This is a genomic window from Actinomadura sp. 3N508 (genome assembly GCF_044326375.1).
GTDB lineage: Bacteria > Actinomycetota > Actinomycetes > Streptosporangiales > Streptosporangiaceae > Spirillospora.
This window is the reverse complement of record NZ_JBIRAX010000012.1, coordinates 242298-267659: the sequence shown is the minus strand read 5'-3', so window position 1 is coordinate 267659 and position 25362 is coordinate 242298. Positions and strand designations below refer to the sequence as shown.

Below are 25362 nucleotides of genomic sequence, written 5' to 3'. Positions count from 1 at the left end.
CGTGCGGCGTCCCGGATGCCATCGATCCCTATTCGGGTGAGGACCTTGTAGCCGCCTCTCATATCGCGGCCTCGCCATCAGCTGCAGAGCTTCAGTCGTTGGCATAGGAGAGGAAGACCACCGTCGCCTCGCTGCCGATACCGACGACAGCACAATCAAACACGTGCCCGGTGACCGGGGCCCGAAGGAAACTCTCATAGAGAAAGTCACCCTCTTCCCAAGCCTGCGCTGAATACTCTACATTGCTCCACCATTGAACCCCGGGCAGCAGCTGATCAATAACGCTCCCTACTACCGTTCGGGCGGCTTCCAGGCCCCATGGGCCGCATTTCGCATGATAAGACAACTCCCTGGTACACAGGTAAGCCAGAAACGAGGACATTTGCGACTCGGTCACCTGCACGGGTTGCAATGCCCTAGCAAATTCCTCCACGGTCCTGGGTCGCAGGTATTGCTGGCTTCCTCGGTTGAACGAGGGGTCGAACACAACGCCGTACAGGAGTTCAGCAGGAGAACGTTCGGGGTCGTCACCCACCTGAACACGGAGGTATGAATCTTCATCGCCGCTCAAGGGGGCGAGCAGTTCTCGAATTCGTTCTACGGGACTCACGATTTGCATAATATCATGAGCCACAGACCGCTCTACCAAGTCGCCCTGGGACAAGGTTTCTTTTCTCACCGCACATTGCGCGCAGGGTAAGAGGTGATGACCTTGTAGCCGAGTGTCGAATTGGGCACCCTCATCAGGTCGACCCTAGCGTAATCGGGAGTCAGCCACTTATTGGTCTTCGTATCCAGAATCTTGCCGGCTCCGCTCTCTATCGGACCGCGAATCGTAATGGTGTTCCCGAACGGTCTGGTGAGAAGTTCATCCACTTTTTTGCGGTCTACCTGCAACGCGATCCAGATTGCAAACTCTGCGTCCCTCGCCGAATTATAGGTCGATACATATCTGAGACCCGGTTCTGCAAGCGCCCTCGCCCTCAGTTGGGCTTCCGTCTTACCGACATGTTTGCGAAGTGTGTGACCGTCCCATCGCCCATATTCATGGGCCTCCGTACGCGGACCTTTTGTTCGCGTCAGCGGTCCCTTGATCCGCCCCGGCCAGATCGTGAAGATGATGTTGGCGATCGATATGATCGTGCCGATACACGCGCCAGTGCTGCCCTCTCCACACCTATCGGCCTGCTGGCCGATTTTAGTCGTCTTCAGATACCCGCCCGGCGCGTTGGGATCGGGCAGGTTCTTGCAGACACTATCTGCCGGGAATTCTGCGCAGAACGCTTCCTGAGCTTGATTGTACCGAGCCAGCTCTGCGGCATTTCTTCCCGACATCATCATCTGGGTGATGACGCTTCTCAAGACTATTTGCCGCTGCCTTCTCGGCATCGAGGCCGGTGGCAGCCTCATCCCTTCCGGGTAGTGGACGCTCCGGCTCGGGCCTGCATTCGACCCTCCGCCGCCACGCCCACGACCGCCACCACCGCCGCCGCCCTGACATGGGTTCTCACGAATGACGCCGCATTGGGTTCCTCCGTCGCGAAGTGCCCCGGACGGGTCGGAGTAGGTGGCGGGGTCGTTGTTGGCGTAGGTGTAGCCGTTCATCTGCTGCGGGTCGGCCTGGTCCATGAGCGGGTCGACGGAGATGAATCGGCCTGTGTCGGGATCGTATTCGCGGGCGCCCAGATGCGTGAGGCCGGTCGGGTCCTGGGTGCCGCCTACGAAGCCCTTGTCATTCGGCCAGGTGGCGTCGTCGTCCAGGCCGCGGATCGAGCCGAAGGGAGTGAATCGGCGGACGGTGGACTGCTGGCTGACGGAGTTGATGGCGATTTGAGAGGTGCCTTGGTGGTCATCGGTGAGGTAGGTGACGGTGCCGTCGGAGGTGCGCATCGCCACCGTCTTGCCTGCGAAGGTGTAGTAGCGCGTGCCCGTCGCGGCGCTGGCGCCGTTGAGGGCGCGCAGCTCGGTTCCGTCGGGTAGGTACAGGGTCGTGCCGGCGGGGTCCTTGCGGATCAGGCGGTCGCCGTCGGGGTCGTAGACGAAGGTGACGTCGGTGCCGTTCTCGGTCACCTTGGCCAGTTCGCCTTCGGTGTCCCAGTTGAAGGTCTGCGTACCGGTGGAGGGGCCGCCATCTGCGGTTTGGACGGCGGTGGTGTTGCCGGTGGCGTCGTAGGTGTAGGTGTCAGTGCGGTTTCCGGTGGGGCCGGTCTGGGTGACCTGGTTGAGACGGTTGCCCTGGCCTGCGGGAACGTAGGTGTAGGTGCGGACGGTGTCGGCGGCGCCGCCGAGGCCGTGACGGGTCTCGCCCGTGCGGTTGCCTGCCTTGTCGTAGGTGAAACTCTGCCAGTAGGGAGCGGGACCACCGATGAGGGCGGTAGTGGGTTCGGACGCGCACTCGCCGGTGGCCTGGGACCAAGCCTGGATCAGACGTTGCAGATAGTCGTAGGTGAAGCACTGGTTGTCGACGCCGTCGCGGGAGACGTCGGTAATGGAGGTGATGCCGCCGGAGTCGGTGTAGTGGAAGGTGGCACTACGGTCGTTGCCGCTGATGCCCTCGCGGAAGGTCTTGGCGGCGTCCAGGCGCTGGGTGCCGTACTGGTAGCTGAAGGTTTGCCAGGCACGTTTGCCGATCGTCCCACCGAACTCGACCATGTTGGGCTTGTTGGTCTTGGTGTAGCCGACGGCGCCGACATAGGTCGCTTCGCCGGTGGTGAGGCTTCTCGGGCGGAGAAGGTCGTCGTAGTCGTACAGAGCGGCCTCGCCGGGCAGGCCGCCGGCGGCGGGGTGCGCCTGCGACCGGACGGTCCCGTCCAGGCCGAAGCTGGTCCCGAACAGGTAGCGGCCTGCGAGCGGGCCTTGCGAGGCGGGAATGGTTAGGGCGGTTCCGTCGGCGCGGCCGAGCGAGTCGTAGTTGCGGACGGTGCTGACGTAGTCGCCGTCGGGCGTGTGGCGAGTGGCGCTGGTCAGCTTGCCCTTGCCGCGCAGGACCGTGTCGTAGGTGAACGAGGTCAGCAACGGCCCGTCTGCCGCGCCGTCGCGGGTGGCGGTCTCGCGGCCTAGGCCGTCGTAGTTGGTGAAGACCTTCTTGCCGCGGGCGTCGGTGGTGGAGGTGACCCGGTCCAGGTCGTCGTAGGTGAAAGTGGTGGTGCCCTTGTCCGGGTCGGTGGTCTGGGTCTTGCGTCCGCGCAGGTCGTAGGTGGTGGTGAAGACGTTGCCGGACGGGTCGGTCACCGAGGCGAGTTCCTCGGACGGGGCGTAGGTGTAGGTGGTGGCGTCGTAGTCGCCGGTGGGGGTGGCGGCCTTGTACTGGCGCCGCTCGACGACCTGGCCGCGGGCGTTGCTGATCTGGGTGGTGGGGGTGGCGGCCTTGTACTGGCGCCGCTCGACGACCTGGCCGCGGGCGTTGCTGATCTGGGTGGTGGGGGTGCCGCCCGAAGGTGGGGTGACCGAGACGCGGTTGCCACCGCCGTAGGCGTAGGTGGTACGCCACAGTTCCTGGTCGGGCTGGGAACCGTTGCCCTGGGCCAGCTTCTCGACGGTCTTGCGCCCTAGCCCGTCGTACTCGGTGCGGGTCTGGGTCTCGACCGCGCCGGGCGTGCCGACGCCGAACAGGCTGGGCGCGGGCGCACCCTCTGCCGCGTACGGGGCGTAGGTCTTGATGACCTGGCCGCGGGCATCGTAGAAGGTGTCACTGATCAGCCGGCCGGTCTGGCCGGGTGTCTGGACCTGCCGCGGGCGCAGCCACCCGTCCAGCAGCTCGACCTGCTCGAGCCGCTGCCCGCCCGTGACGTTGAGACCCTTGGTGGTGACCGCGACGATCTGCCCCTCGGTCACGCGGTACTCGAACTCGTGGTTGGGGTCCTGGTTGTTGGCCTTGGACCTATTGGGCAGCCACACCTTGGTCAGCCGGCCAAGCGGATCGTAGGCCAGGTCGGTGCGCAGGCCCAGGTTGGACTGGTCGACCTTCCTGACCGGGAGACCCCAGGCGGGGTCGACGTACTGGACGGTCGTCAGCGCCGTGGACGAATTGCCGGGGCTGGCGGGCGGGGAAATGAACGTCGTCCCGGTGTTCAGACCATGCGTGTCGGTGTAGGCCGTCGTGGTCGTCTGGTTCGCGGCGTCGGTGACCTGGGTGGGGCGCCCGAAGGCGTCATACGTGGTCTGCGTCTTGGTGACATAGACCGGTGACGTCCCGTTGTAGGAGGCGAGCCTCTCGATCTTGGTGGGATTCCCGGCCGTGGGCGCGGCGCCCTGAGCGCCGCCGTCGTAGCGGGTCCGGACGTCGGAGACGACCTGGGCGGGCCGGTCGGGCGTGACGGTGCAGGCGACCGAGACCGTCTCCACCCGGGACGGGAAGTTCACCATCCAGGCACCGGCGTTGTCGGCGTAGCTGGTGCGGGTGCATTTGTCGTCGCTGCTGGTGCCGGTGTCGCCCAGGTCGTTGACCGAGATGATCCTGCCGACGCCCGTGCCGAGGCCGGCGTGAGTGTTCTCGGTGCGGGTCTGGAGCCAACCGCCGCCGTCCTTGGCCGTCCACGTTCCGGTGGACTTGACCGCGGTCACGTTCGCGGTGGTCGTTCCCCACGAGCGGGTCCGGGAGGCGGTCTGCACGCGCCAGGGCGTGTCGACCGTCTTGGCGTGGATACTGCCGCCCGGCTCGGTGTACTGCTCCGTTCTGAGCGTGAAACCGGCAAAAGCGGCGTGGTCGGTGTGGGTTCCGCCCTCACCGTCGGACACGGTCACCGTCTTGGTGCCGCCGTCCTTGTTCAGGCGGTCGCCGTGCATACCACGCAGGTAATAGGCGTCGGACTGGGTGGACGGGTTGTCGAACGAGCCGGTGAACGTGCGGACGTGGCCATAGCCGCGCCACTGCGACCAGGTCTTGTCCTTTTCCTTGGTCAGCCCGTCATCGTCGTCGAAGTGCCAGGCCGCGCCGCCCAGGTATTGGTATTTGGTGGCCATGTCCGGGGACAGCCCCGTGCGGTCGGTCTGGATCACCGAGGTCACCACATATTTGTGGAACCAGTCGGTGATCGGGTCTTCGCGGCCGGGCGGCGTCCAGATGACCGGCATGCATCGGGTCGTGTTGGTTTCCGGTGTGGGTTTGTTCGACAGCGAGCAGTCGGTGTCGGAGTAGGCGATGTCGATCTGCCCGCCGGACTCGTCGTAGATCGCGCCGAGCCGAAAGCGGATGTAAGGCAGGATGTCGTCGCCGACCTCGTCCAGCCGGTTGGGCAGCTGCACGGGTTGGAAGGTGACCTTCGGCAGGGTCGCGGTGGTGCCGTCGGCGGCGTGGCCGGTGTGCTGGATGTCGTGCAGCAGCAGGTCACGTTCGACGTCGGCCAGCCCCCAGGTGTGGTTCATCGACCACGAGTCCACCGGACGGTATTCGATTCCGTCCGGTTTGAGGATCTGCGTGGTGATCTTCGTGAGGCGTTTGCGCGACCAGAATGACGGGGCCAGAGCGCCGTGGCCGTCCTTGCATTCCTGGCCGGAATTGCAATTCAGGTCCCAGGGGACGTCCCACCAGCGGTCCGGATTGGTGCCGATCTTGGACGGGTCGCAGTCGAAGGTCGCGTCGGGGATGCAGCGTTCTGAGGTGGTGAAGGTGACCTGGGCGGGCGGCTTGGCGAACAACGCGTCCTTGCGAAGGCCGTAGGAGATCGTCTTGAGGTAGCCGCCGCGGACATAGGGGGTCTCGTCCGCGGCCTTGAGGTTGCGGCCGTAGTGGTTGATCTCCTTGCCGTAGGTGTAGTTGATGGCGTTGCCCGCAGGGTCGACGACGTAGTCGAGATTCCAGCGATAGGCCTGCTGGCACCAGGACTGGGCGAACGACGATCCGTGGCAGAACTCACCCGAGTCATTGCCGAATACCGGCTTGGTCCACGTCGAACCGGTCTCCGGTTTGCCCTCCGTCCAGCCCGGCAGCCGGTTGAGGCCGAAGAAGTACTGCGTGCCGTCGGTCGTGGTGACCTTCCAGTACTCGCCGTTGTCATCACCGTTGCCGGTGGACGAACTGGTGAGCTTCTCGTACTTGGTGCCGTCGTCGTTCTTCGTCCGCCAGGTGCCGTCGGACGCCTTGATCAGCTCCCCGCCCTTGCCGTTCCAGGTGACGGTCGCGTTGTCATATGCCCAGCATTGGTCACCGGGCGAGTTTCCCCACTCGTCCTTGGGCGCGCCGTCGTCCGCGCAGGGCTTGTAGCGCCGTTCGATGTAGCCCGGCACAGGTCGAAACCCTCTCCGACCCAGGACGGCTGCCCGTTGGCATTGGCCGTACGCCCATCAACACTGGCCGACGAATAGGAGATCTCGACGTTCGGTGTCAACCCGCTCGGTACGGGTGGTACTCGCATCGGATAGGTCCACGTGAAATCGCCGCTGCTTCCGCCGGCCTTCCACGTCGCCGACGGCTCCAGTGAGGTGGCCTTGTAGTCGCCTTGCGAGCTGCCGGAATCGGCTGCGGCGACGAGGAGAGTCGCGTTCTGCCCCGTCCCCGCGACGGCCGAAGACGCGGGCGCCGGGGACGCGGGCGCCGCCTCGACATCGGCGGTCAGTGTCCTGGCGACCGCGTCGTTGACGGCCTTCACCGGTACGCCCGTGCGGCACTTGGGGTCGCTGGGGGTCGTCAGGGCGCACGATGGCATCTGCATCAGCCGCAGGCGCGGACCGTACGCGCCACCGAACGCCTGGGCGAACTGGGAGTAGTCCAGCCGCAGCCGCACCTGTCCCGCCTCGGCGGCATCGGTGCGTGCCACGGTGAACGCCAGCCCGTTCATGCCCAGGCCGCGCGCCTCCTGCCGGTCAAGAATCCGCACACGCACCCGCTCCGCGGCCGCGGCCGTGGCCGCCCCGGCCGTGCGCTTCTCCGGTGGCGGCAGCACCGTCACGGGCAGCCCGCCCGCCCGGACGCCCCGGCCGGGGTCCTTCAGCACGCTCAGCGACGGGCCGGCCCGTTCGGCAACGCCCGCACCGTGCGGTCCTCCCCGCGCTGGGAGGTGATCTCCACCGGGTCACCGGACTGCCGCGCCGCGGCGACGGCTCTCTCCTCGGACACTGCCGCCTTCACCGTCTTCGGCGGTTCATCGGCGTGAACTGCGGTTTCCTGGGTCACCGCCGCCAATGGCACCTGCACCAATCCGGTGACCATTGTCAAGACCGCGAGACGAACAGTCCATCCCGGGCGCCGCCACAACAACGACCGAAGAATCGAGGCACAACGGCCTACCGCATCGCGACCCATATGAACCCCTCGATGTAAAGGGCAGTTAAAGCCGCCTTAACGTAACCCGGAGATCAGGAGAGGGAAAGAGACGAGGCCGATCTCTGCCAATGTGATCTAGATCACACCAATCCCGTGTAGCCAAGAAACCACGGACGAGCGTCTTCTACTAATCCGCCATCAGACATCGCCACGATCAGTAGCGCTTTGAATTCACAGTGGGGTCAGGGAGCTGACCGGACGACGCGCACAAGGGCCTGAGCGCCCCGCGGGGTCAGGCAGTGGTGACGCGGGTGGCCCATAGGCGAGTGAGGAGAATTGTCAAGTCCCGGATCGTTTCCTGGCCGTATTTGGTCGTGAGGGTTTGTTCGTGGGTGCGGGCCAGGGATTCGAGGCGGGCCAGTTTGGTGCGGCCGCGGTCTGAGACGTGGACGGAGACTCGGCGGCGGTCGCGGGGGGACTGGGAGCGGTACAGGTAGGCCGCGTCGGCCAGGGAGTCGACTATGCGGGTCAGGGTGGGGTGCGGGATTTCGACGATGACCGCTAGTTCGCCCATCGAGATGTCGTCGGCGTCGGCCAGGGCGCGCAATACGCGCCATTGTTCGACGGACGTGTTCTCCTCATCGAGGAAGGCGCCCAGGTCGCGGGCCAGGGCCCGTTGGGTGCGGGTGAGGAGGTCCACGAGTTCGGTGTTCGCCGTCCGGTCCAGAGCCGTGTCGTCCACGTTGTGCCCTCCCTCGCCCGGCCGCCCCTGCCGCGAGCATACTTGCCTGGTCATGAACGGTTCGGTGGTGGTGCGGGACAGCATGGAACTGCTGGTCTCAGGGCCCGATGCCGCGGTGCTGCGGCTGGGGCTTCTGCTGCCGTTGTCGGGGCCGCTCGGGTTGACCGGGCCGTCGGGGCTGAGTGCCGCGTGGCTGGCGGCGTCCGAGGTCAACGCGGCGGGGCGGGGCGTTGAGCTGGTGCCGGTGGACGCCGGTCGCGCGCCGGGAACGGTGGCGGCGGAGGCGCGGCTGCTCGCGGACGCGGGGCTGGTGGACGCCTTCGTCGGGTTCCACACGAGTGATGTGCATCGGGCGCTGGATTCGGCGCTGGCCGGGCGGGTCCCCTATGTGTTCACGCCGCCGCATGAAGGAGGGGTGCGCGGGGAGGGTGTCGTGCTGCTCGGGGACGAGCCGGAGCGGCAATTGGGGCCGGCCGTTCGGTGGTTGAGCGAGCGGCTGCGGTTGCGGCGGTGGGCGCTGGTGGGGAACGACTACATCTGGCCTCGGTCGGTGCATCGGGCGGCGTCTCGGGTGGTGCGGGCGCTGGGTGCGGAGGTTGTGCACGAGCGGCTCGTGCCGTTTCCGTGGGCGGACGGGGAGGCCGGGTTCGAGCGGCTTGTGGAGGAGTTGGGCCGGGCGGGCGCCGAGGCCGTGCTTCTTAGTTTGGTTGGACGGGATCTCGCCGTCTTCAACCGGGTGTTCTCTTCGTCGCGGCTGTCCTCGCGGGTGGTGCGGCTGTCGGGGGCGCTGGAGGAGAACGTGCTGCTTGCCGGGGGTGGGGACGAGACTGGTGAGCTGTATTCGGCGATGCGGTCGTTCGCCGGGCAGGGGGACGAGCGGCGGATCGCCCTGGCCGAGCGGCATCGGGCGGCGTTCGGGCCGAAGGGTCCCGTGCTCGATGCCTATGCGGAGGGGTGCTACGACGGCGTCCACCTGCTGGTGGCGCTCGCCGTCGCGGGGATGCTGAGCGCGGGGCGGGCCGAAGCGGCGGCCGGGCGGCTCCTCGCGGGGGCCGGAGATTCGCGGAGCTGGGCGTGCGCGCCGCTGGGGCCGCCGCAGGTGGGCGGCTTCCTGGCCAGGGCGGACGGCCTCGACCTCACCGTGCTCACCCGGTTCTGAGGTCTTTTCGTGTAAAAGCTTTTCATTTGAAAGGAATGTCCTTAGGCTGCGCGCTGGAACCGCGGGGCCCGGTGATCCTCGCGGCGAAGGAGGACACCGTGACCGTCGAGGAAGCGCGGCCAGAAGGCTCCGAAGGGCCGGGAGGCCCACAGGGCGCTGAGGGTTCGGCAGGCATCGAGCGCTACGGGTACAAGCAGGAGCTCCGGCGGTCGCTCGGGTTCCGGGACCTGGTGTTCTACGGCCTGGTCTTCATGGTCCCCATCGCCCCGTTCGGGATCTTCGGGTCCGTCTTCCAGGGCTCGGGCGGCATGGTCGCGCTCGCGTACGCGGTCGGCATGCTGGTCATGCTGTTCACCGCGGCGTCCTACTGGCAGATGGCGCGGGCGTTCCCGATGGCGGGCTCCGTCTACACCTATGCCGGACGCGGCATCACGCAGCCGGTCGGATTCCTCGCCGGATGGATGATCTTCCTCGACTACGTGCTGGTCCCGGCGCTGCTGTACCTGATCGCGGGCGTGGCGATGAACTCGCTGGTGCCGGACGTCCCGGTGTGGCTCTGGCTCGTCGGGTTCGTCGTCCTCAACACGGCGGTCAACTTCTTCGGCATCGAGATGACCGCGCGGATCACCCGCATCATGCTGGTCGCCGAGCTGATCGTCCTGGCGATCTTCCTGGTGGTCGGCGCCGTGGCGCTGGCCCAGGGCAAGGGGCACGACGGCGGCAGCCTCACGCCGATCTTCAACGACGAGACGTTCTCGTGGAGCCTGGTGTTCGGCGCCGTGTCGATCGCGGTCCTGAGCTTCCTCGGGTTCGACGGCATCTCGACGCTCGCGGAGGAGAACCGCGAGTCCGCCCGCGCCATCGGACGGTCCATGGTCGCCGCGCTGCTGCTGGTCGGCGTGCTGTTCATCGTCCAGACCTGGGTGGCGTCGCTGCTGGTCGAGAACCCGGACAAGCTGATCTCGGACGGCGACCCCGGAGGCACCGCGTTCTATGACGCCGCCGACGTCGCGGGCGGGGTCTGGCTCGCCAAGCTCACCGCCGCGGCGACCGCGATCGCGTGGGGATTCGCCAACTCGCTGGTCGCGCAGGCCGCGACGTCCCGGCTGCTGTTCGCCATGGCGCGGGACCGGCAGCTGCCCGGTTTCCTCGCCAAGGTCGACGTCAAGCGGCAGGTGCCGGTGAACGCGACGCTGCTGGTCGCCGTCATCTCGCTGGCGCTCGGCCTCTACATGGAGCAGCGGGACGACGGCATCACGCTGCTCAGCTCGCTGGTCAACTTCGGCGCGATGACGGCCTTCCTGACGCTGCACGTGTCGGTCGTCGTCCACTATGTGGTGCGGTCGAAGAGCCGGAACTGGTGGGCGCATCTGATCGTGCCGGTGGTCGGGTTCTGTTTCCTCGGCTACGTCGTCTACAACGCGGACGTCGCCGCGCAGGAGCTCGGGTTCATCTGGCTCGGCATCGGCGTCGTCGTGCTGATCGTGCTGCTGGCCATGCACCGCCGTCCGGCGCTGTCGGGCATCGCGGGCGACGGCGCGGACGGCGATCACGCGGACGGTCCTCCCGCCAAGGACGGCGACGGGTGACTCCTCCGGTCAGCTGCCGTGCAGGATGACTTCGCGGAGCCGGCCGGACAGGTGGCTGTGGAACTCGGCGCGATCGTTGGAGCGCGGGAACGGCCCGGCCGGGACGGGGACGCCGAGGAACGCGCACAGCGGCTCCCACCCCTCCGCGACGTCGAACACCAGCAGCCGCTCGGCGGGGATCGCGGCCTTCACCTCGGCGACGTGCCGGTCGAAGGCGGCCAGGACGTGGTCGCGATCCTCGATGCGCCCGCCGAACGCGCGGTCCACGATCGTCGACTCGACGAGGGGGTTGAGGCGCGCGAGGTCCGGTGACCGCCGCGCCACCAGCCACCGGAGGATCCGCTGCCGCGGCGACGGCCGGCGCTCCTTCTGGATGTGGTCGAAGATCGTGGACGAGATGCTGTCGTACCACCGTGCGGGGTCGCGGACGGTCAGGACCACCTTCGCGTCCGGATAGTGATCGGCGAGTTCCCGCCAGTAGGACGCCGCGGGCCAGTCCACCGCCGACGCGTATCCGGCGAAGACCTCGTCCCAGTCGGGGTCCTTGCCGTCCTCTGTGTCGAGCCAGTGCCGGATGCGGTGCGGCTCCGAGATGACGCCCCACATGTGGTAGCAGGGGCCGAAGCCGAGCTGCTCCAGCGCGGTCTGCAGGGAGGCCGTGCCGGTCCGTCCGAAGCCCGCTCCCAGCACCTTCATCGCGACTCCGTTCCGCTGTCCGTCTGTCCGTCTGTCCGTCTGTGATCCGCACCGGCCCATTCGCGGTGATCGCACAGAATTGTCGATAGACGCGAAGAATACGGCAATGATCTACATCCGACCACTTCTGGACACGCCGTCCAGAACGGGAGTCAGCGGCCGCGGAGGATCAGGCGGGCCAGGCGGCGCGGGCGTTTGCCGTGCCAGGCGGCGCGCTCGTTCGACTGCGGGAACGGCTCGTCCGGTACGGGGACGCCGAGGAACGCGCACAGCGGCTCCCAGCCCGCCGCTACGTCGAACACCAACAGCCGTCCGGCCGGGATCGTGGCCTTCACCTCGGCGATGTGCCGGTCGAAGACGTCGAGGACGTGGTCGCGATCGTCGATGCGCCCGCCGAACACCCGGTCCATGACCGTCGCGCGGGCCATGCGGGGGTAGAGCGCGAAGTCCGGCGACCGCCGCTTCACCAGCCACCGGACGATCCTCCGGCGCAGCGGCAGCCGCCGTTCCGCGAGGGCGCGGGCGAAGATGGTCGACGCGACGCTGTCGTACCACCGCTCCGGGTCGCGGACGGTCAGGACCACCTTCGCGTCCGGATAGTGATCGGCGAGTTCCCGCCAGTAGGACGCCGCGGGCCAGTCCAGCGCCGACCGGTATCCGGCGAAGACGTCATCCCAATCGGGCGCGCGGCCCTCGCCGATGTCGAGCCACTGCCGGACGCGGCGCGGCTCCGCGATGACGGCCGACATGTGGTAGCAGGGGCCTAAGCCGAGCCGTTCCAGGGCCGCCTTCAGGGAGGCGGTGCCCGTCCTGCCGAATCCCGCGCCGATCACCTTCATGCCGGCTCCGCCCTTCTGATCGGCCTCTGATCCTCGCGGCCTACGTTCACGATCGATGGACGACCGCATTGTGGGCGGAATCGAGGAGTCGGGCAATGAGTCTCTTTCCGGGATCCCTTCTTGACGCGCTGCGCGAGTCGCCCGGCACGGCGGCGTTCGAGCATGCCGGCCGGGTCGTCTCCCGGGAGGAGTCGCTGCGGCTCATCGGCAGGCTGGCGGCCGCGCTCCGGGACGCGGGGCTCGGGCCGGGCGACGGTCTCGCGGTCCGCACGTCCGTCACGCCGGAGGCGTTCGCCGCGCACATCGCCGCGCACGTGGTCGGCTGCCGCGTCGTCGGCGTCCGGCCCGGGTATCCCGCCGGGCAGCTCGCGCACGTCCTCGGGATGGACGTCGGCGCCCTCCTCGTCGATCCGCAGACCGCGTCGCCCGACCTGCTCGAAGCCGCCGGTCCGATCCCGGTGCTGTCGCTCGGCGGGACGGGCGCCCTCGAAGCGCGCAACCTCCTGGACGGCCCGGAGAGCGCGACGCTCGACGTCACGGCCCGTCCCGGCGACGTGGCCCTGCTGGCGTTCACCAGCGGCAGCACCGGACGGCCGAAGGGCTGCGCGGTCACCTACCGGGCGCTGAGCGAGCACTGGGCGTGGCAGCCGCGCTCCTGGGGGCCGGTCGCCGCCGGGTTCGCCGCCGCGTTCGAGCGGTACCTGCTGTTCGGGACGCTCGCCAGCATGGTGGTGTTCGAGTTCGTCGCGCCGTGCCTGCTGGGCGGCGGCACCGCCGTGATCCCCGCGGACGACGGCCGTCCCCTGTTCCCGTACGCGATCGAGCGCTACGGGATCACCGGGTCGATCGTGACCGTCCCGCGCCTGGGGCAGATGCTCGACGTGCTGCGCAGGGACACGGTCGACGTGGGGAGCCTCCGCGCGCTGATGGTGTCGGGGTCGCCGCTCGGCCCGAACCGGCTGGCGGAGGCGGTGGAGCTGCTCGGGCCGGTCGTCTACAACGGGTACGGGCAGACGGAGGCGGGCTCGGTCTCGATGCTGACGCCCGCCGACATCGCCGCGGGCCGCCTGGACTCGGTCGGACGTCCGCACCCGCGCGTCGAGATCAGCGTCCGGGACGACGCCGGCGGAGAGATCGGCCAGGAAGGGAATGGCGAGATCTACGTCCGCAGCCCGTACACGATGTCCGGCTACTGGGGCGATCCGGCGGAGAACGACGCCACGCTGCGGACCGGCGGCTGGGTGCGCACCCGCGATCTCGGCCATCTCGACCGGGACGGGTACCTCCACCTCGACGGCCGCTCCCGCGACGCCGTCATGGTCAACGCGATGGTCGTGTACGCGGGGCCGATCGAGCGGGTGCTGGCCGGGCATCCGGACGTCGCCGAGGCGTACGTGGTGGGGGCACCCGACGAGCGGACGGGCGAGGCCGTCCACGCGTTCGTCGTCCCGGCGGCCGGGCACCGTCCGGACGGTGCCGCGCTCAAGGAGATGTCCGCGGCCGTCCAGGACGAGCTGGGCGAGGACAGCGTCCCGCAGACGATCCGTGTCGTGCCCGCCGTGCCCGCCGACGCGAGCGGCAAGCCCGACAAGCGTGCGCTGCTGAAGGTCGTCGAGCCGCGCTTCTGATCAACCTCTGAGATTCGGCGCCTTCACTTGGGTTGACCGTTCAATCACATCGTCGTCGTGGTGGAGGGTGTCGTGGCGAACCAAACCCTGGACTACCTGGTCATCGGTGCCGGACCGGCCGGCCTGCAGCTGGGCTACCTCCTCAAGAAGGCCGGCCGTAGCCATCTGATCCTGGAAGCGGGCCCCGCGCCCGGAATGTTCTTCCGGACGTTCCCCCGCCACCGCCAGCTCATCTCGACCAACAAGAAGCACACCGGGACCGGCGATCCCGAGCTCAACCTCCGGATGGACTGGAACTCGCTCCTCTCCGACGACCCCGAACTCCTGTTCACCCGCTACAGCGACCGCTATTTCCCCGCCGCCGACGACATGGTCCGCTACCTCGCCGACTTCGCCGAGCGCTGGGATCTCGACATCGCCTACAACACCCGGGCCACGAGCATCACGCGCGACGATCAGGGCCGCTTCCAGGTCGTCGACCACAAGGGCGAGACCCGGACGGCGGCACGGCTGATCATCGCGGCGGGGTTCACCAGGGCGAACGTCCCGCCGATCCCGGGCATCGAGACCGCCGACCTCTACGGCGACCATCCCACCGACCCGGCCGAGTACACGAACAAGCGGGTGCTGATCCTCGGCAAGGGCAACTCGGCGTTCGAGACGGCGGAGAACCTGATCGAGACGGCCGCGGTGATCCACGTCGCCGGGCCGCGTTCCCTCCGGCTGGCGTGGCGGACGCATTTCGTCGGGCACCTGCGCGCCGTCAACAACAACTTCCTCGACACCTACCAGCTGAAGTCGCAGAACGCGATCCTGGACGGCGAGATCCGCCGCATCGAGCGGCGGCCGGACGGCGGCTACCTGGTCACGGTCGCGTTCACCCGCGTGGACGAGGTCACCAAGGACATCCCCTACGACCGCGTGATCGTCTGCACCGGCTTCCGCGTCGACGCCTCCGTGTTCGGCGACGGCTGCCGCCCCGAGCTGACGATCAACGGCCGGTTCCCGGCGCTCACGCCCGCCTACGAGTCGGTGAACGTCCCCGGCCTGTTCTTCGCCGGGACGCTGACGCAGTCGCGCGACTTCAAGCACGGGACCAGCGGCTTCATCCACGGCTTCCGGTACGGCACCCGCGCGCTGCACCGCATCATGGAGCACCGCTACCACGGCGCGCAGTGGCCGGGCCAGGCGCTCGGCACCGACCCGAAGGAGCTCGCGGCGGCGGTGCTGGCCCGCGTCAACCGCAGCTCGGCGCTGTGGCAGCAGTTCGGGACGCTCGCGGACATGATCGTCCTGGACGGCGACGGCGGCGCCCGCTACCTGGAGGAGGTGCCGGCCGACTACCGGGACGCGCCCGTCTCCGCCGCCGGGCCCGGCGGGTTCTTCACGATCACGCTGGACTACGGGCCCGACCACGACAAGATCGACCCGTTCGACGTCTCGGTCGCGCGGATCTCCCAGAGCGACGCCGGCAACGCGCACGAGGGCCACTACCTGCACCCGATCGTCCGGCATCACCGGGACGGGGCGGTGACGGCCGTCCACCACGTCACCGAGAACCTGGAGAACGAGTGGACGTCCGAGGACGTCCACGCCGAGCCGCTGCGGGCGTTCTTCGCCCGGCAGACCGCGTCCACCCCGGTCTGACCATGCCACCGTCAAGCCCCCGGCCGGGCAGCGCGGGGCCGCCGACGCCGGCGAGCCTGCGGGAGTACGAGGCCGCGGCCCGCGAGCGCCTCGACCCGGTGCACTACGACTACTTCGCGGGCGGCGCGGGCGACGAGGTCACGCTGCGCGCCAACGAGGCCGCGTTCGGACGGCTCGCGCTGCTCCCCCGCGTCCTGCGCGGTGCGGAGAAGCCGGAGCTGGGCGTCACGCTGCCGGGCGGGAGCGCGTCCATGCCGGTGCTGGTGGCGCCGACCGCGTTCCACCGGCTCGCCGATCCGGAGGGCGAGCGCGCCACGGCGCGGGCGGCGGCCGCCGCCGAGACGATCATGATGGTGAGCATGGCCTCGACGGTGGCCGTCGGGGACATCGCCGCCGCCGTGCCCGGGGCCCGGCTGTGGTTCCAGCTGTTCGTCCAGCCGGACATGGCGTTCACCGAGACGCTGGTGCGGCGCGCGGAGGCGGCCGGGTGCGGGGCCCTGGTCGTCACCGTCGACTCGCCGGTCTTCGGGACGCGCCGGCGCGACGAGCGCAACGGCTTCCACGACCTCCCCGACGGCCTGTGCTGCGAGAACATGCGCGACGGCGACCGCGTCCGCCCGATCGAGTTCTCCCCCGCGATCACCTGGGCCCACATCGCGCGGCTCACCGAGATCACGACATTGCCGATCGTGCTGAAGGGCGTGCTGCACCCGTCCGACGCGCGGACGGCGCTCGACCATGGCGTGTCGGCGCTGATCGTCTCCAATCACGGCGGTCGGCAGCTCGACACGATCCCGGCCACCGTCGACGTCCTGCCGGAGATCGTGGCCGCCGTGGGCGGCGCGGCGCCGGTGCTGCTGGACGGTGGCGTCCGGCGCGGCACCGATGTGCTGAAGGCGCTGGCGCTCGGCGCCGCCGCGGTCGCGATCGGACGTCCGGTGGTCTGGGGCTTGGGCGCGGACGGTTCGAGGGGTGCCGTCCGCGTCCTCGAACTTCTGCGGGCGGAGGTCGAGGAGGCGCTGGCGCTGTGCGGTGTCGCCGCCGTCCACGACCTGGAGCCCGGCATGGTGCGGCGGCCGAGGCCGTCATGGTGACGGCGCTGGTCGCGGCGGCGACGGTGGCCGTCGTGCTGAGCCTGCCGTGGTGGCTGCCCGGCCGGGTCGTGGCGCTGCGCGGGCGGCTGTTCGCCCGCATCAACGGCGACGAGGGCATCGCCGTCCCCGGCGACCTGATCGGCGTGGAACGCTTCAGGGAGGTGTACGGGCACCCGGCGGCGGGCGGCCGGAGCAAGGGCGCCGTACTGTCGGACCTGTTCTGGTACTGGCTGTCGCCGGGCGCCCACGTCCACCAGGAGCATCTGGAGGCGGGCGAGCGCTACGACGAGGTCGCCCGGACGACGCGCCGGTACCTCGCCGTCCCGCGCGCGGAGGCGGAAGACCTCGCGCACCGCTGCGTCACCCGCGTCCTGCGCGAGCAGGCTCCGCGCGGAGACTCAGCGCGGCTGGTGCGGCTGCGCGACCTGATGATGCCGGTCTGGGCCGAGTTCTACTACGAGCTGGTGTTCGGCGAGCCCTGCCCGCGCGCGGCGCGCGACCTGATCGTGGGGAACGCCGACGACGTCGTCACCGCGCTGAAGTGCTGCGGGCTCCGCCACATGGGCCGCCGCCACCGGCTGACCCGCTACCTCGCCGGGCGGCTGGACGACGTCCGCCACCCCCTGCCCGGCGGCCTGTCCGACGAAGAACGCGCCTACTACCTGCAAGGAACGTTCTTCAACACGGCCGTCGTGCAGATGTCGGAAGCGATGGCGCATCTGCTGATGGTCCTCGCGCGGCACCCGGACGCGGCGGCGGTCGCGCTCACCGGCGACGACCGCGCCTTCGACGCGGTGCTGCAGGAGACGATGCGGCTCTACCCGCTGTTCGGCGTCGCGCACCGCATCACCACCGGCGACATCGACCTCGGCGACGGGACGTCCATCCCCGAGGGCTCGGTGCTGTGCTTCGGCTATCCCGAGTTCCACCGCACCGGGTTCACCGACCCCGGCCGCTTCGACCCGGACCGGTTCCGCGACGGGCCCGCCGCCAAGGACGTGAACCACATCCCGTTCGGCATCGCAGCCAACCGGCCCTGCCCGGCCTGGCGGCTCGCGCCGCTCACGATGCGGGTCGCGGCGCGGGAGGTGCTGCGCCGGTACGCGCTCGCCTCGACCGCCGCGCACACCAGATCGATGCCCAACCGGGGGCCGTGCCTGCTCGTCCCCCGCCACGCCCGCCCGACCCGCCGGGCCCGGACGCACCGCGCCGTGCTGCTGTTCATGTGGATCCGGGACCGCGCCGAAGACGTCTGGCGCAGCCTCGTCCAGCTCGTCTTCGGCACCTACATGGTGTGGGACGCGCGGCGGCAGCGGCTCTGCGAACGCCATTTCGCACAACTGGAGACCAGCCATGCCTCTTCACGCAGCGGCACCCGCTGAAGCACTCGGCGCCCTCGCGGCGGCGCCCGTCGATCCCAACCTCGCGCTGACCCTCAAGGTGCTGCCCGCGCTCGTCGTCATCCTGATCGCCGCGGCCGTGTGCGGGCGCCTGGCGCGGACGGTCGGCCAGCCGCGGGTGCTCGGCGAGATGGTCGCGGGTGTCCTGCTCGGCCCGACGCTGTTCGGGGCGGTGTGGCCGGACGCGCAGGAGAAGGTGTTCCCGGACGAGGTCGTCCCGACCCTCTACATCGTGAGCACCATCGGCCTGACCCTCTACATGTTCCTCGTCGGCGCGGGCCTGGACCACGGCGCCCGGACGCCGGGCGAGGGGAGGCGCGCGTCGCTGCTGGCCCTGTCGGGGATCCTGCCGTCGATCGTGCTCGGCTTCGCCGTCGGCGCGCTGCTGTGGAGCACGCTCTCCCGCGACGACGTCGGACGCTGGCAGTTCGCGCTGTTCGTCGGCGGCGCGCTGTCGCTGACCGCGTTCCCGATGCTGGCCCGGATCCTCTACGAGCGCGGCCTGGAGAACTCGCAGCTCGGGCGGCTGTCGCTGCTGGCCGCGTCCATCGACGACGCGGCGGCGTGGTGCCTGCTCGCCGTCCTGTCGGCTTGGCATCTCGGCACCGGCTCGGGCTCGGCGCTGCGCACCATCGGGCTCGCGGGCGTGTTCGCGGCGGTGATGCTGCTGGTCGTCGCCCGCGCGCTGCGCCCGCTCGGCCGCGAGGTCGCCCGGACGGGCACGCTCTCCGCGACCGGGCTGTACGTCGTCGTCATCGTGGCGCTGACGGCGGGCTGGGCCACCGACTGGATCGGCGTGTACTCGGTGTTCGGCGGGTTCATCGCCGGGCTCGCGATGCCGCGCGACCGGGCGTTCCGGGAGGCGCTGCACGCGCGGATGATGGGCGTCGTGTCGACGCTGCTGCTGCCGGTGTTCTTCGCCTTCTCCGGCCTGAACACCGAGCTCGGCGGGATCACCGGCGCCACGATGGTGCTCGCCTTCCTCGCGATCATGGCGGCGGGGTTCTGCGGGAAGTACTTCGGCTGCGCGTTCGCGATGCGCGGGCTCGGGTTCGGCTGGCGCGACTCCTGCGCGGTCGGCGGGCTGATGAACGCGCGCGGGCTGATGATCCTCATCTTCATCAACATCGGGCTGGCCCAGGGCATGATCACCCGGGAGCTGTTCGCGATGCTGGTGCTCGTCGCCGTGATCACGACGGCGGGGGCCGTCCCGCTCTACCGGCTGGCGCTGCCGGAGCGGCTGGAACGCGACCTCGTCGTCCCGGAGGAGCCGGGGGAGAAGGAGCCCGCCGTGCAGGCCGCGTGACGAGTTTCGCGCCGCTTCGGTTCAAATTTAAAGAAAATTGTCCAATACTGTCCGGGCTCTGGTGGCCCGGCGGGAGCGGTGGGAGCGTTGGACCGTGGCCGATCCAACGGGCCCCGGCGACCCGCCACGCCGGCTGTTGATCGTCGAGGACGACCGCGAGCTCGCCCGGATGCTCGCCGGTCTGTTCGCCGAGCAGGAGTACGCGGTCGACCTCGCGGCCGACGGCCAGCGCGGATTACATCTCGGGCTGAGCCGGGACTACGACGCGCTGATCATCGACCGCGGGCTGCCCGTGCTCGACGGCGTCGAGCTGCTGCGCCGGCTGCGCGGCCGCGGCATCACCGCGCCCGCGCTCGTGCTGACCGCCTACGGGTCGCTCGCCGACCGGGTCGCCGGGCTGGACGCGGGCGCCGAGGACTACCTCGTGAAGCCGTTCGAGATCGACGAGCTGCTCGCCCGGGTCCGGGCGCTGCACCGCCGCCATCTCGACCGCGCGCAGGTGCTGCCGCTCGGCGCGGGCCGGCTCGACCCGCGGTCCCGGCTCGTCAGCCTGCCGACCGGCGAGCACGTGGAGCTGTCGGGACGGGAGGCGCGGCTGCTGATGGCGCTGGCGACCCGGCCCGCCCAGGTGCACACCCGCGCCTCGCTGCGGCAGCGCGTGTTCGACGAGGCCAGGACCGAGTCGATCGTCGACACCTACGTCTACTACCTGCGCGTCAAACTCGGCGCGGACGTCGTCCGCACGGTGCGGGGCGTCGGATACCGCATAGGCGAGCTGTGAGCGGGCGACGCGACGTCCTCGATCCGGACCGGCGGCTGCTGGCCCGGGCCCGCCGCCGCATCACCCTCCAGATCGCGGCGGCCCTCGTCCTGCCGCTCGGCGCGCTCGGCGCGCTCGGCTACCGCCGGGCGGCGGGCCGCTGCGACGCCGCCGCCCGCCGCGAACTCCGGCGGAAACTCGCCATGGCGGAGGCCGCGGGCGTGCCCGTCGCGCTGCTGACCGGTCACGCCGTCGCCCGCCGGACGCTCGCGCCGCTTGAGGACGCCCTCGCCCGCCGCCGCCGGTTCGCCGCCGACGTCGGCCACGAGCTGCGCGCCCCGCTGACCCGCCTGCACACCCGCGCCCAGCTCGCCGCGCGCCACCTGCGCACCGGCGCGGACGCCACCGCGGACGTGGACCGGCTCGTCACCGGCACCCGCCAGCTCGGCGAGATCGTCGAGGACGTGCTGGTCTCGGCCCGGCTCGGCCGCCGTCCCGCCGCGCTCGCCCCGGTCGACCTCGGTGCCCTCGCCACCGACCTGGCGGCGGCCGAGTCCCCCCGCGCCCGCGAGCGCGGCGTGACGATCGACGTCGACCGGACGGGGAGCCGGGGCGTCGTCGTCCACGGGTCGGAACCGGCTCTCCGGCGGGTGCTGTCCGCGCTGCTCGACAACGCACTCCGGCACACGCCACCGGGCGGCCGCATCCTGTTGACCGTGACGGGCACGCCGGAGGCGGTGCGGCTCACCGTCCACGACGACGGCGACGGCTTCGACCCGCGGACCGCAGCCCGCCTGTTCCGCCGTCTCTCGCCCGGCTCGTCCGGCTCGCCCGGCTGGTCCACCGGCCCGGCCGGTTTCGGCCTCGGTCTCGCCCTCGCCCGCGAGGTCGTGACCGGACACGGCGGCACCATCAGCGCGGACGGGCGTCCGGGGGCCGGTGCGGTGTTCACCGTCCACCTCCCGGCGGCCCCGCGCGGAAATGTGCAAACCGCTTGTGATCTCCCCCACCCACCGGGACACTGAATTCAATTCCACTGAGCACTTTTCATCCTCGGCGGGCACGCGAGGTCAGGTCGTTGCGGCCAGGCCGGATGAAAATGCTCACCCCCCGCGCAGTTCGCGCAATTCTCGTTCGTGCATTTCCCCTGGAGGCAGTCATGTCCGTGCAGATGATCACCGAAGCGGAGGAGGCGCTCGGGCATCTGGAGCACCTCACCGCCGAGCTGCGCTCGCGCGGCTGGACGGTCGAGGTCGCCGCACCGCACGACCGCCGGCCCTCCGCGCTCGTCGCCGACCCGCGGACCCCGGCCCTGAACGAGAGCGTCATCGCCACCCGGGAGCAGACCGGCGGCGGCTGGGCCTACTTCTACGGCTGGGGCGAGCGGATCGCCCCCTGCGCCGACCCCGCCGCGGCCGCGGCGGCGCTCGCCCGGGTCCTCACCGCCCGCCGCGACAACTGATCCGCTCGTCGCACGGAGGCGGCCTCCCGCAGACCGGCGGGGTGACATTCCCCACCGGATGGGCATGATCGTGAGCCACCGGCCAGCGGGCACCGAGCCGAAAAGACGGTGCCCGCGGCGCTCACGCAAGCTCCCGCAACCCGGAGAGGATCGTCATGCGACCATCCGTCCGCGCCGCCGTCCCGCTGGCGGCGGCAGGCGCCGCGCTCGTCACGTTCGCCTACCCCGCCCTGGCGACCGCCGGCCAGGACAGGATCGAGGTCGACGGCCCGTCCTACGTCTACGACCAGGCGTTCAAGGACGTCAAGACCAAGATCACCGTCGTCCGCGACACGGACTCGACGAGCGTGCTCCTGCGGGCGACCGGATTCCCCGCGGACGCCGCCGGCAAGAAGTTCGGCGTCCACGTGCACGTCAACCCGTGCGGGCCCAAGGGCGAGGACGCCGGGCCGCACTACATGAACCCCGACGGCTCGCACGACCTGCCGATGGAGCACATGGAGATCTGGCTCGACGTCACGGTCGCGAAGGACGGCACCGGTCACTCCGGCGACGTCGTGCCGTGGCGGGTCGCCGAGAAGGCGGCCGGTTCGGTGATCATCCATGCCCTGCCCACCGACCCCGCCACGGGCGGCGCGGGCGCGCGGAACGTCTGCACCACGGTCCCGTTCTGACCTGAACATTTTCATCCGGCCTGTCCACCATGACCTGGCCTCGCGGGCCTGCCGAGGATGAAAACGTTCACGCTGTTCCAGCCGCGTGAACCGACCCGCCGCCGACCTGGCCAAGCGGCGGGTCACTCCGGACTCGCGGCCGCAAGGCCGAGCCTGTGGCGGGGTCAGGCCGACTTGCGGCCGCGTCCCTTCGCGGGCTCCTTCTTCGTCCCCGACCCGCTCCCCGGCTTCGAGGACGACGACTTCCGCGCCGCGGGCTTCTTCTCCGACGACCGCGACGACGCGGCCTTCCCTGCCTTCTCGCCGCGGCTCTTCTTCGCCGCCTCGACGCTGGCGCGCAGCGCGCTGAGCAGGTCGGCCGCGGGCTCCTCCGCGGCCTCCTCGGCCGGGCGGGTCACCTCCCGGCCCTCGACCTTGGCGTCGATCACCGCCTGGAGCGCCTCCCGGTAGGCGTCCTTGTACTCCGACGGGTCGAACTCGCCCTCCATCGACTCGATCAGCGAGGTCGCCATCGACAGCTCCTGCTTGCGGACCTCGATGTCCTCGTCCAGGAACGCGAAGTCGGGGGTGCGGACCTCGTCCGGCCAGAGCATGGTCTCCAGCACGAACACGCCCTGCCGCACCCGCAGCGTCGCCAGCGACTCCCGCTGCCGGATCGCGATCTTGACGATGGCGACCTGCCCCGAGCTCTCCAGCGCGTCCCGCAGCAGCACGTACGGCTTGGCCCCCTGCGCGTCGGGCTCCAGGTAGTAGGACTTCGCGAAGTAGATCGGGTCGACCTCCTCCTGCTCCACGAACTGCAGGACGTCGATCCGGCGGCTGGACGACAGCGGCAGCTCGGCGAAGTCCTCGTCGGTGAGCACGACCATCTCCCCGCTCGGCAGCTCGTACCCCTTCGCGATGTCGGAGTAGGAGACCTCCTCGCCGTCGGCCGTGCAGACCCGCTTGTACTTGATGCGCGCCCCGTCCTCCCTGTGCACCTGGTGGAAGCTGACGTCCCTCTGCTCGGTCGCCGAATACAGCTTCACCGGTATCGTCACCAGCCCGAACGAGATGGCGCCCTTCCAGATACTGCGCATGACCAGTCCTTACCCAGTGCGTTCAGGCCCCTAGCGTCGCAATCGCGTTCGATTTGCGCTACAGCGTGCCCTTGATCCTTTTCCGTGCGGCGGGACCGGGTAAGACGCCGGTATGACCATGCCGTGGCCCGTTGAGCCGATGATGGCCGCCACCGGGGACCTCCCCTCCGACGGCGAGAAATGGGGTCTGGAGCTGAAGTGGGACGGCGTCCGCGTGCTCTCGCACGTCTCCGCCGACGGCGTCCGGGCGGGCGGCCGGCGCGGCGGCGATGTCACCGGCCGCTACCCGGAGCTGTCCGCGCTCACCGATCTCCTGCCCGACCACGACGTGATCCTGGACGGTGAGGTCGTCGCCTTCGAGGCCGGCCGCCCCAGCTTCGAACGCCTCCAGCGCCGGATGCACGTGACCCACCCCGACCCGAGACTGATCCGCGAGGTCCCCGTCAGGTACGTCGTGTTCGACGTCCTGTACCTGGACGGGCACGTCCTCTACGACATGCCGTACGCGCAGCGCCGCACCCTGCTCGCCGACCTGGACCTCGCCGGAACCGGTCCGGTCGAAGTGCCCCCGTACCTGCACGGCTCCGACACCGACCAGGTGACCGAGCTGCTCGCCTTCACCCGCGAGCAGCACCTTGAGGGCGTGCTCGCCAAGCGCCTGACCTCCCCGTACCGTCCCGGCCGCCGCGTCGACTTCTGGCGCAAGGTGAAGAACTTCATGACCCGCGAGGTCATCGTCTGCGGCTGGAAGCCCGGCAAGGGCCGGCGCGAGGGCGGCGTCGGCTCGCTGCTGCTCGGCGAGTACGACGTCAAAGGGGCGCTGGGCTTCGTCGGGCACGTCGGCACCGGCTTCTCCGACCGTGCCCTGGACGAGCTGTACGAGACCCTCTGGCCGCTGCGCCGCGCGACCAGCCCCTACGACGAGGCCGTCCCGCGCGAGTTGACCCGCGACGCCCAGTGGGTCGAACCGCGGCTCGTCGGCGAGGTCGCCTACAGCGCCCGGACGCGCGACGGCCGCCTGCGCTTCCCGTCCTGGCGCGGCCTCCGCGACGACAAGGACCCTCTGGAGGTCACCAGTGAACAGTGACCGGGAGGCGCGGCCTGGGGCGCGCCCATGAACGCCAAGCGGACACCCGTAGAGGTGGACGGACGCAAACTGTCCCTGTCCAACCTCGACAAGCACCTCTATCCGGAGTTCTCCAAGGGCGAGGTCATCGACTACTACGCCCGCATAGCCCCGGTGATGCTGCCGCACCTGAGGGACCGCGCCGCCACCCGCATCCGCTGGCCGGACGGCGTCGACGGCACCAAGTTCTTCGAGAAGAACGCCCCGTCCCACACCCCGGACTGGGTGCGGACGGCGACCATCCCGACCCCCGGCAGTTCCACGGGCCGCGACACGCTCGACTTCGTCGTCGTGGACGACCTGCCCACCCTCGTGTGGTGCGCCAACCTGGCCGCGCTCGAACTGCACGTCCCGCAGTGGAAGCTCGGCCCGCGCGACAAGGTGCACAACCCCGACCTGGTCGTCTTCGACCTCGACCCGGGCGCCCCGGCCACGATCGTGGAGGCGTGCGAGGTGGCGCACCTGCTCCGCGACGTGCTCGCCGAGGACGGCCTGGACTCCTACCCGAAGACGAGCGGCAAGAAGGGCCTGCACCTGTACGTGCCGGTCAAGGAGCCGTCGAAGGCAGAACGAACATCGGAATACGCGAAGGCCGCCGCGCAGCGTCTCGCCGACGAGCATCCCCGCCTCGTCGTCGCGAAGATGGACAAGAAGCTCCGCAAGGGCAAGATCTTCGTCGACTGGAGCCAGAACAACCCGGCCAAGACGACCGTCGCGCCCTACTCGCTGCGCGCGGTGAGCCGCGGCCCGACCGTCTCGACGCCCGTGACCTGGGACGAGCTGGACGCCTGCGACAACGCCGCCGGCCTGACCTTCTCCCCCGCCGAGATGCTCGACCGCATCGAAGAACACGGCGACCTGCTGGAGCCGCTTCTCAAGGACCGGCAAGCGCTCCCCTGAGAACCTTTGGCCCTTGCCGAGCGCCCTAAGTGGTCGAAGCAGCACTCTCCGCCGCCGCGG

General features: G+C 69.8%; 21 protein-coding genes. 13 read left to right on the top strand and 8 right to left on the bottom strand.

All coding sequences use genetic code 11. From position 1 onward, the window contains the following. Positions 1 to 91 precede the first annotated feature (91 nt). The 5 genes from ACH34S_RS35000 to ACH34S_RS34980 all read right to left on the bottom strand — a co-directional run bounded on the left by ACH34S_RS35000 (position 92) and on the right by ACH34S_RS34980 (position 7943). A complete protein-coding gene (locus ACH34S_RS35000) occupies positions 92 to 610 on the bottom strand; it encodes a hypothetical protein (RefSeq protein ID WP_395957169.1) in 519 nt (172 codons plus the stop codon). Between the two features lie 65 nt (positions 611 to 675). Then, positions 676 to 4365: an RNase A-like domain-containing protein gene (locus ACH34S_RS34995; protein ID WP_395957221.1), complete on the bottom strand. Its 3690-nt coding sequence runs from the start codon at positions 4363 to 4365 to the stop codon at positions 676 to 678. Between the two features lie 1718 nt (positions 4366 to 6083). Then, positions 6084 to 6887 (bottom strand): hypothetical protein, encoded by an 804-nt coding sequence (locus ACH34S_RS34990; protein ID WP_395957168.1) that lies wholly within the window; start codon positions 6885 to 6887, stop codon positions 6084 to 6086. Between the two features lie 47 nt (positions 6888 to 6934). Then, complete coding sequence (locus tag ACH34S_RS34985; RefSeq protein WP_395957167.1) at positions 6935 to 7147, bottom strand: hypothetical protein; 213 nt, start codon at positions 7145 to 7147, stop codon at positions 6935 to 6937. Positions 7148 to 7493: 346 nt separating this feature from the next. Next, positions 7494 to 7943, bottom strand: a complete 450-nt coding sequence (locus ACH34S_RS34980; protein WP_395957166.1) for a MarR family winged helix-turn-helix transcriptional regulator — start codon at positions 7941 to 7943, stop codon at positions 7494 to 7496. 52 nt (positions 7944 to 7995) lie between these two features. Here ACH34S_RS34980 and ACH34S_RS34975 point away from each other — a divergent pair, with 52 nt between their 5' ends. After that, entirely contained in the window at positions 7996 to 9102 is a 1107-nt protein-coding gene (locus ACH34S_RS34975; protein WP_395957165.1) for an ABC transporter substrate-binding protein, read from the top strand. 98 nt (positions 9103 to 9200) lie between these two features. After that, positions 9201 to 10691, top strand: a complete 1491-nt coding sequence (locus ACH34S_RS34970; RefSeq protein WP_395957164.1) for an APC family permease — start codon at positions 9201 to 9203, stop codon at positions 10689 to 10691. Positions 10692 to 10700: 9 nt separating this feature from the next. On the opposite strand, the gene ACH34S_RS34965 is transcribed toward ACH34S_RS34970, so the two are convergent. Continuing rightward, entirely contained in the window at positions 10701 to 11387 is a 687-nt protein-coding gene (locus tag ACH34S_RS34965) for a sulfotransferase family protein (protein WP_395957163.1), read from the bottom strand. Between the two features lie 152 nt (positions 11388 to 11539). Beyond that, on the bottom strand, positions 11540 to 12226 hold the full coding sequence (locus tag ACH34S_RS34960; RefSeq protein ID WP_395957162.1) for a sulfotransferase family protein: 687 nt from the start codon (positions 12224 to 12226) through the stop codon (positions 11540 to 11542). Positions 12227 to 12321: 95 nt separating this feature from the next. Here ACH34S_RS34960 and ACH34S_RS34955 point away from each other — a divergent pair, with 95 nt between their 5' ends. From ACH34S_RS34955 to ACH34S_RS34915, 9 genes are all read left to right on the top strand, one after another. Further along, positions 12322 to 13854, top strand: a complete 1533-nt coding sequence (locus ACH34S_RS34955; protein WP_395957161.1) for a class I adenylate-forming enzyme family protein — start codon at positions 12322 to 12324, stop codon at positions 13852 to 13854. 72 nt (positions 13855 to 13926) lie between these two features. Then, positions 13927 to 15501 carry an NAD(P)-binding domain-containing protein gene (locus tag ACH34S_RS34950; RefSeq protein WP_395957160.1) on the top strand — a complete coding sequence of 525 codons (1575 nt, stop codon included), beginning with the start codon at positions 13927 to 13929 and terminating at the stop codon, positions 15499 to 15501. A 2-nt stretch (positions 15502 to 15503) separates the two neighbouring features. After that, positions 15504 to 16595, top strand: coding sequence for an alpha-hydroxy acid oxidase (locus tag ACH34S_RS34945; RefSeq protein ID WP_395957159.1), 1092 nt, complete (start codon positions 15504 to 15506; stop codon positions 16593 to 16595). Then, positions 16589 to 17977: a cytochrome P450 gene (locus ACH34S_RS34940; RefSeq protein WP_395957158.1), complete on the top strand. Its 1389-nt coding sequence runs from the start codon at positions 16589 to 16591 to the stop codon at positions 17975 to 17977. Before ACH34S_RS34945 ends, ACH34S_RS34940 begins: the two co-directional genes overlap by 7 nt. Then, positions 17949 to 19301 (top strand): cation:proton antiporter, encoded by a 1353-nt coding sequence (locus tag ACH34S_RS34935; protein ID WP_395957157.1) that lies wholly within the window; start codon positions 17949 to 17951, stop codon positions 19299 to 19301. Before ACH34S_RS34940 ends, ACH34S_RS34935 begins: the two co-directional genes overlap by 29 nt. A 94-nt stretch (positions 19302 to 19395) precedes the next feature. Continuing rightward, positions 19396 to 20082, top strand: coding sequence for a response regulator transcription factor (locus ACH34S_RS34930; protein WP_395957156.1), 687 nt, complete (start codon positions 19396 to 19398; stop codon positions 20080 to 20082). After that, complete coding sequence (locus ACH34S_RS34925) at positions 20079 to 21086, top strand: sensor histidine kinase (protein WP_395957155.1); 1008 nt, start codon at positions 20079 to 20081, stop codon at positions 21084 to 21086. The genes ACH34S_RS34930 and ACH34S_RS34925 overlap by 4 nt, the downstream gene beginning before the upstream one ends. 134 nt (positions 21087 to 21220) lie before the next feature. Next, positions 21221 to 21523, top strand: a complete 303-nt coding sequence (locus tag ACH34S_RS34920; protein WP_395957154.1) for a hypothetical protein — start codon at positions 21221 to 21223, stop codon at positions 21521 to 21523. A 155-nt stretch (positions 21524 to 21678) separates the two neighbouring features. Next, positions 21679 to 22197, top strand: a complete 519-nt coding sequence (locus tag ACH34S_RS34915) for a hypothetical protein (protein ID WP_395957153.1) — start codon at positions 21679 to 21681, stop codon at positions 22195 to 22197. A gap of 164 nt (positions 22198 to 22361) precedes the next feature. Here the strand turns inward: ACH34S_RS34915 and ACH34S_RS34910 are convergent, their stop codons facing one another. Beyond that, positions 22362 to 23276 carry a Ku protein gene (locus ACH34S_RS34910; protein WP_395957152.1) on the bottom strand — a complete coding sequence of 305 codons (915 nt, stop codon included), beginning with the start codon at positions 23274 to 23276 and terminating at the stop codon, positions 22362 to 22364. Between the two features lie 112 nt (positions 23277 to 23388). Here ACH34S_RS34910 and ligD (ACH34S_RS34905) point away from each other — a divergent pair, with 112 nt between their 5' ends. Both ligD (ACH34S_RS34905) and ligD (ACH34S_RS34900) read left to right on the top strand, forming a co-directional pair. Then, complete coding sequence (gene ligD, locus ACH34S_RS34905) at positions 23389 to 24363, top strand: non-homologous end-joining DNA ligase (RefSeq protein ID WP_395957151.1); 975 nt, start codon at positions 23389 to 23391, stop codon at positions 24361 to 24363. A gap of 27 nt (positions 24364 to 24390) precedes the next feature. After that, complete coding sequence (gene ligD, locus ACH34S_RS34900) at positions 24391 to 25302, top strand: non-homologous end-joining DNA ligase (protein WP_395957150.1); 912 nt, start codon at positions 24391 to 24393, stop codon at positions 25300 to 25302. The last annotated feature ends 60 nt before the right edge of the window (positions 25303 to 25362 follow it).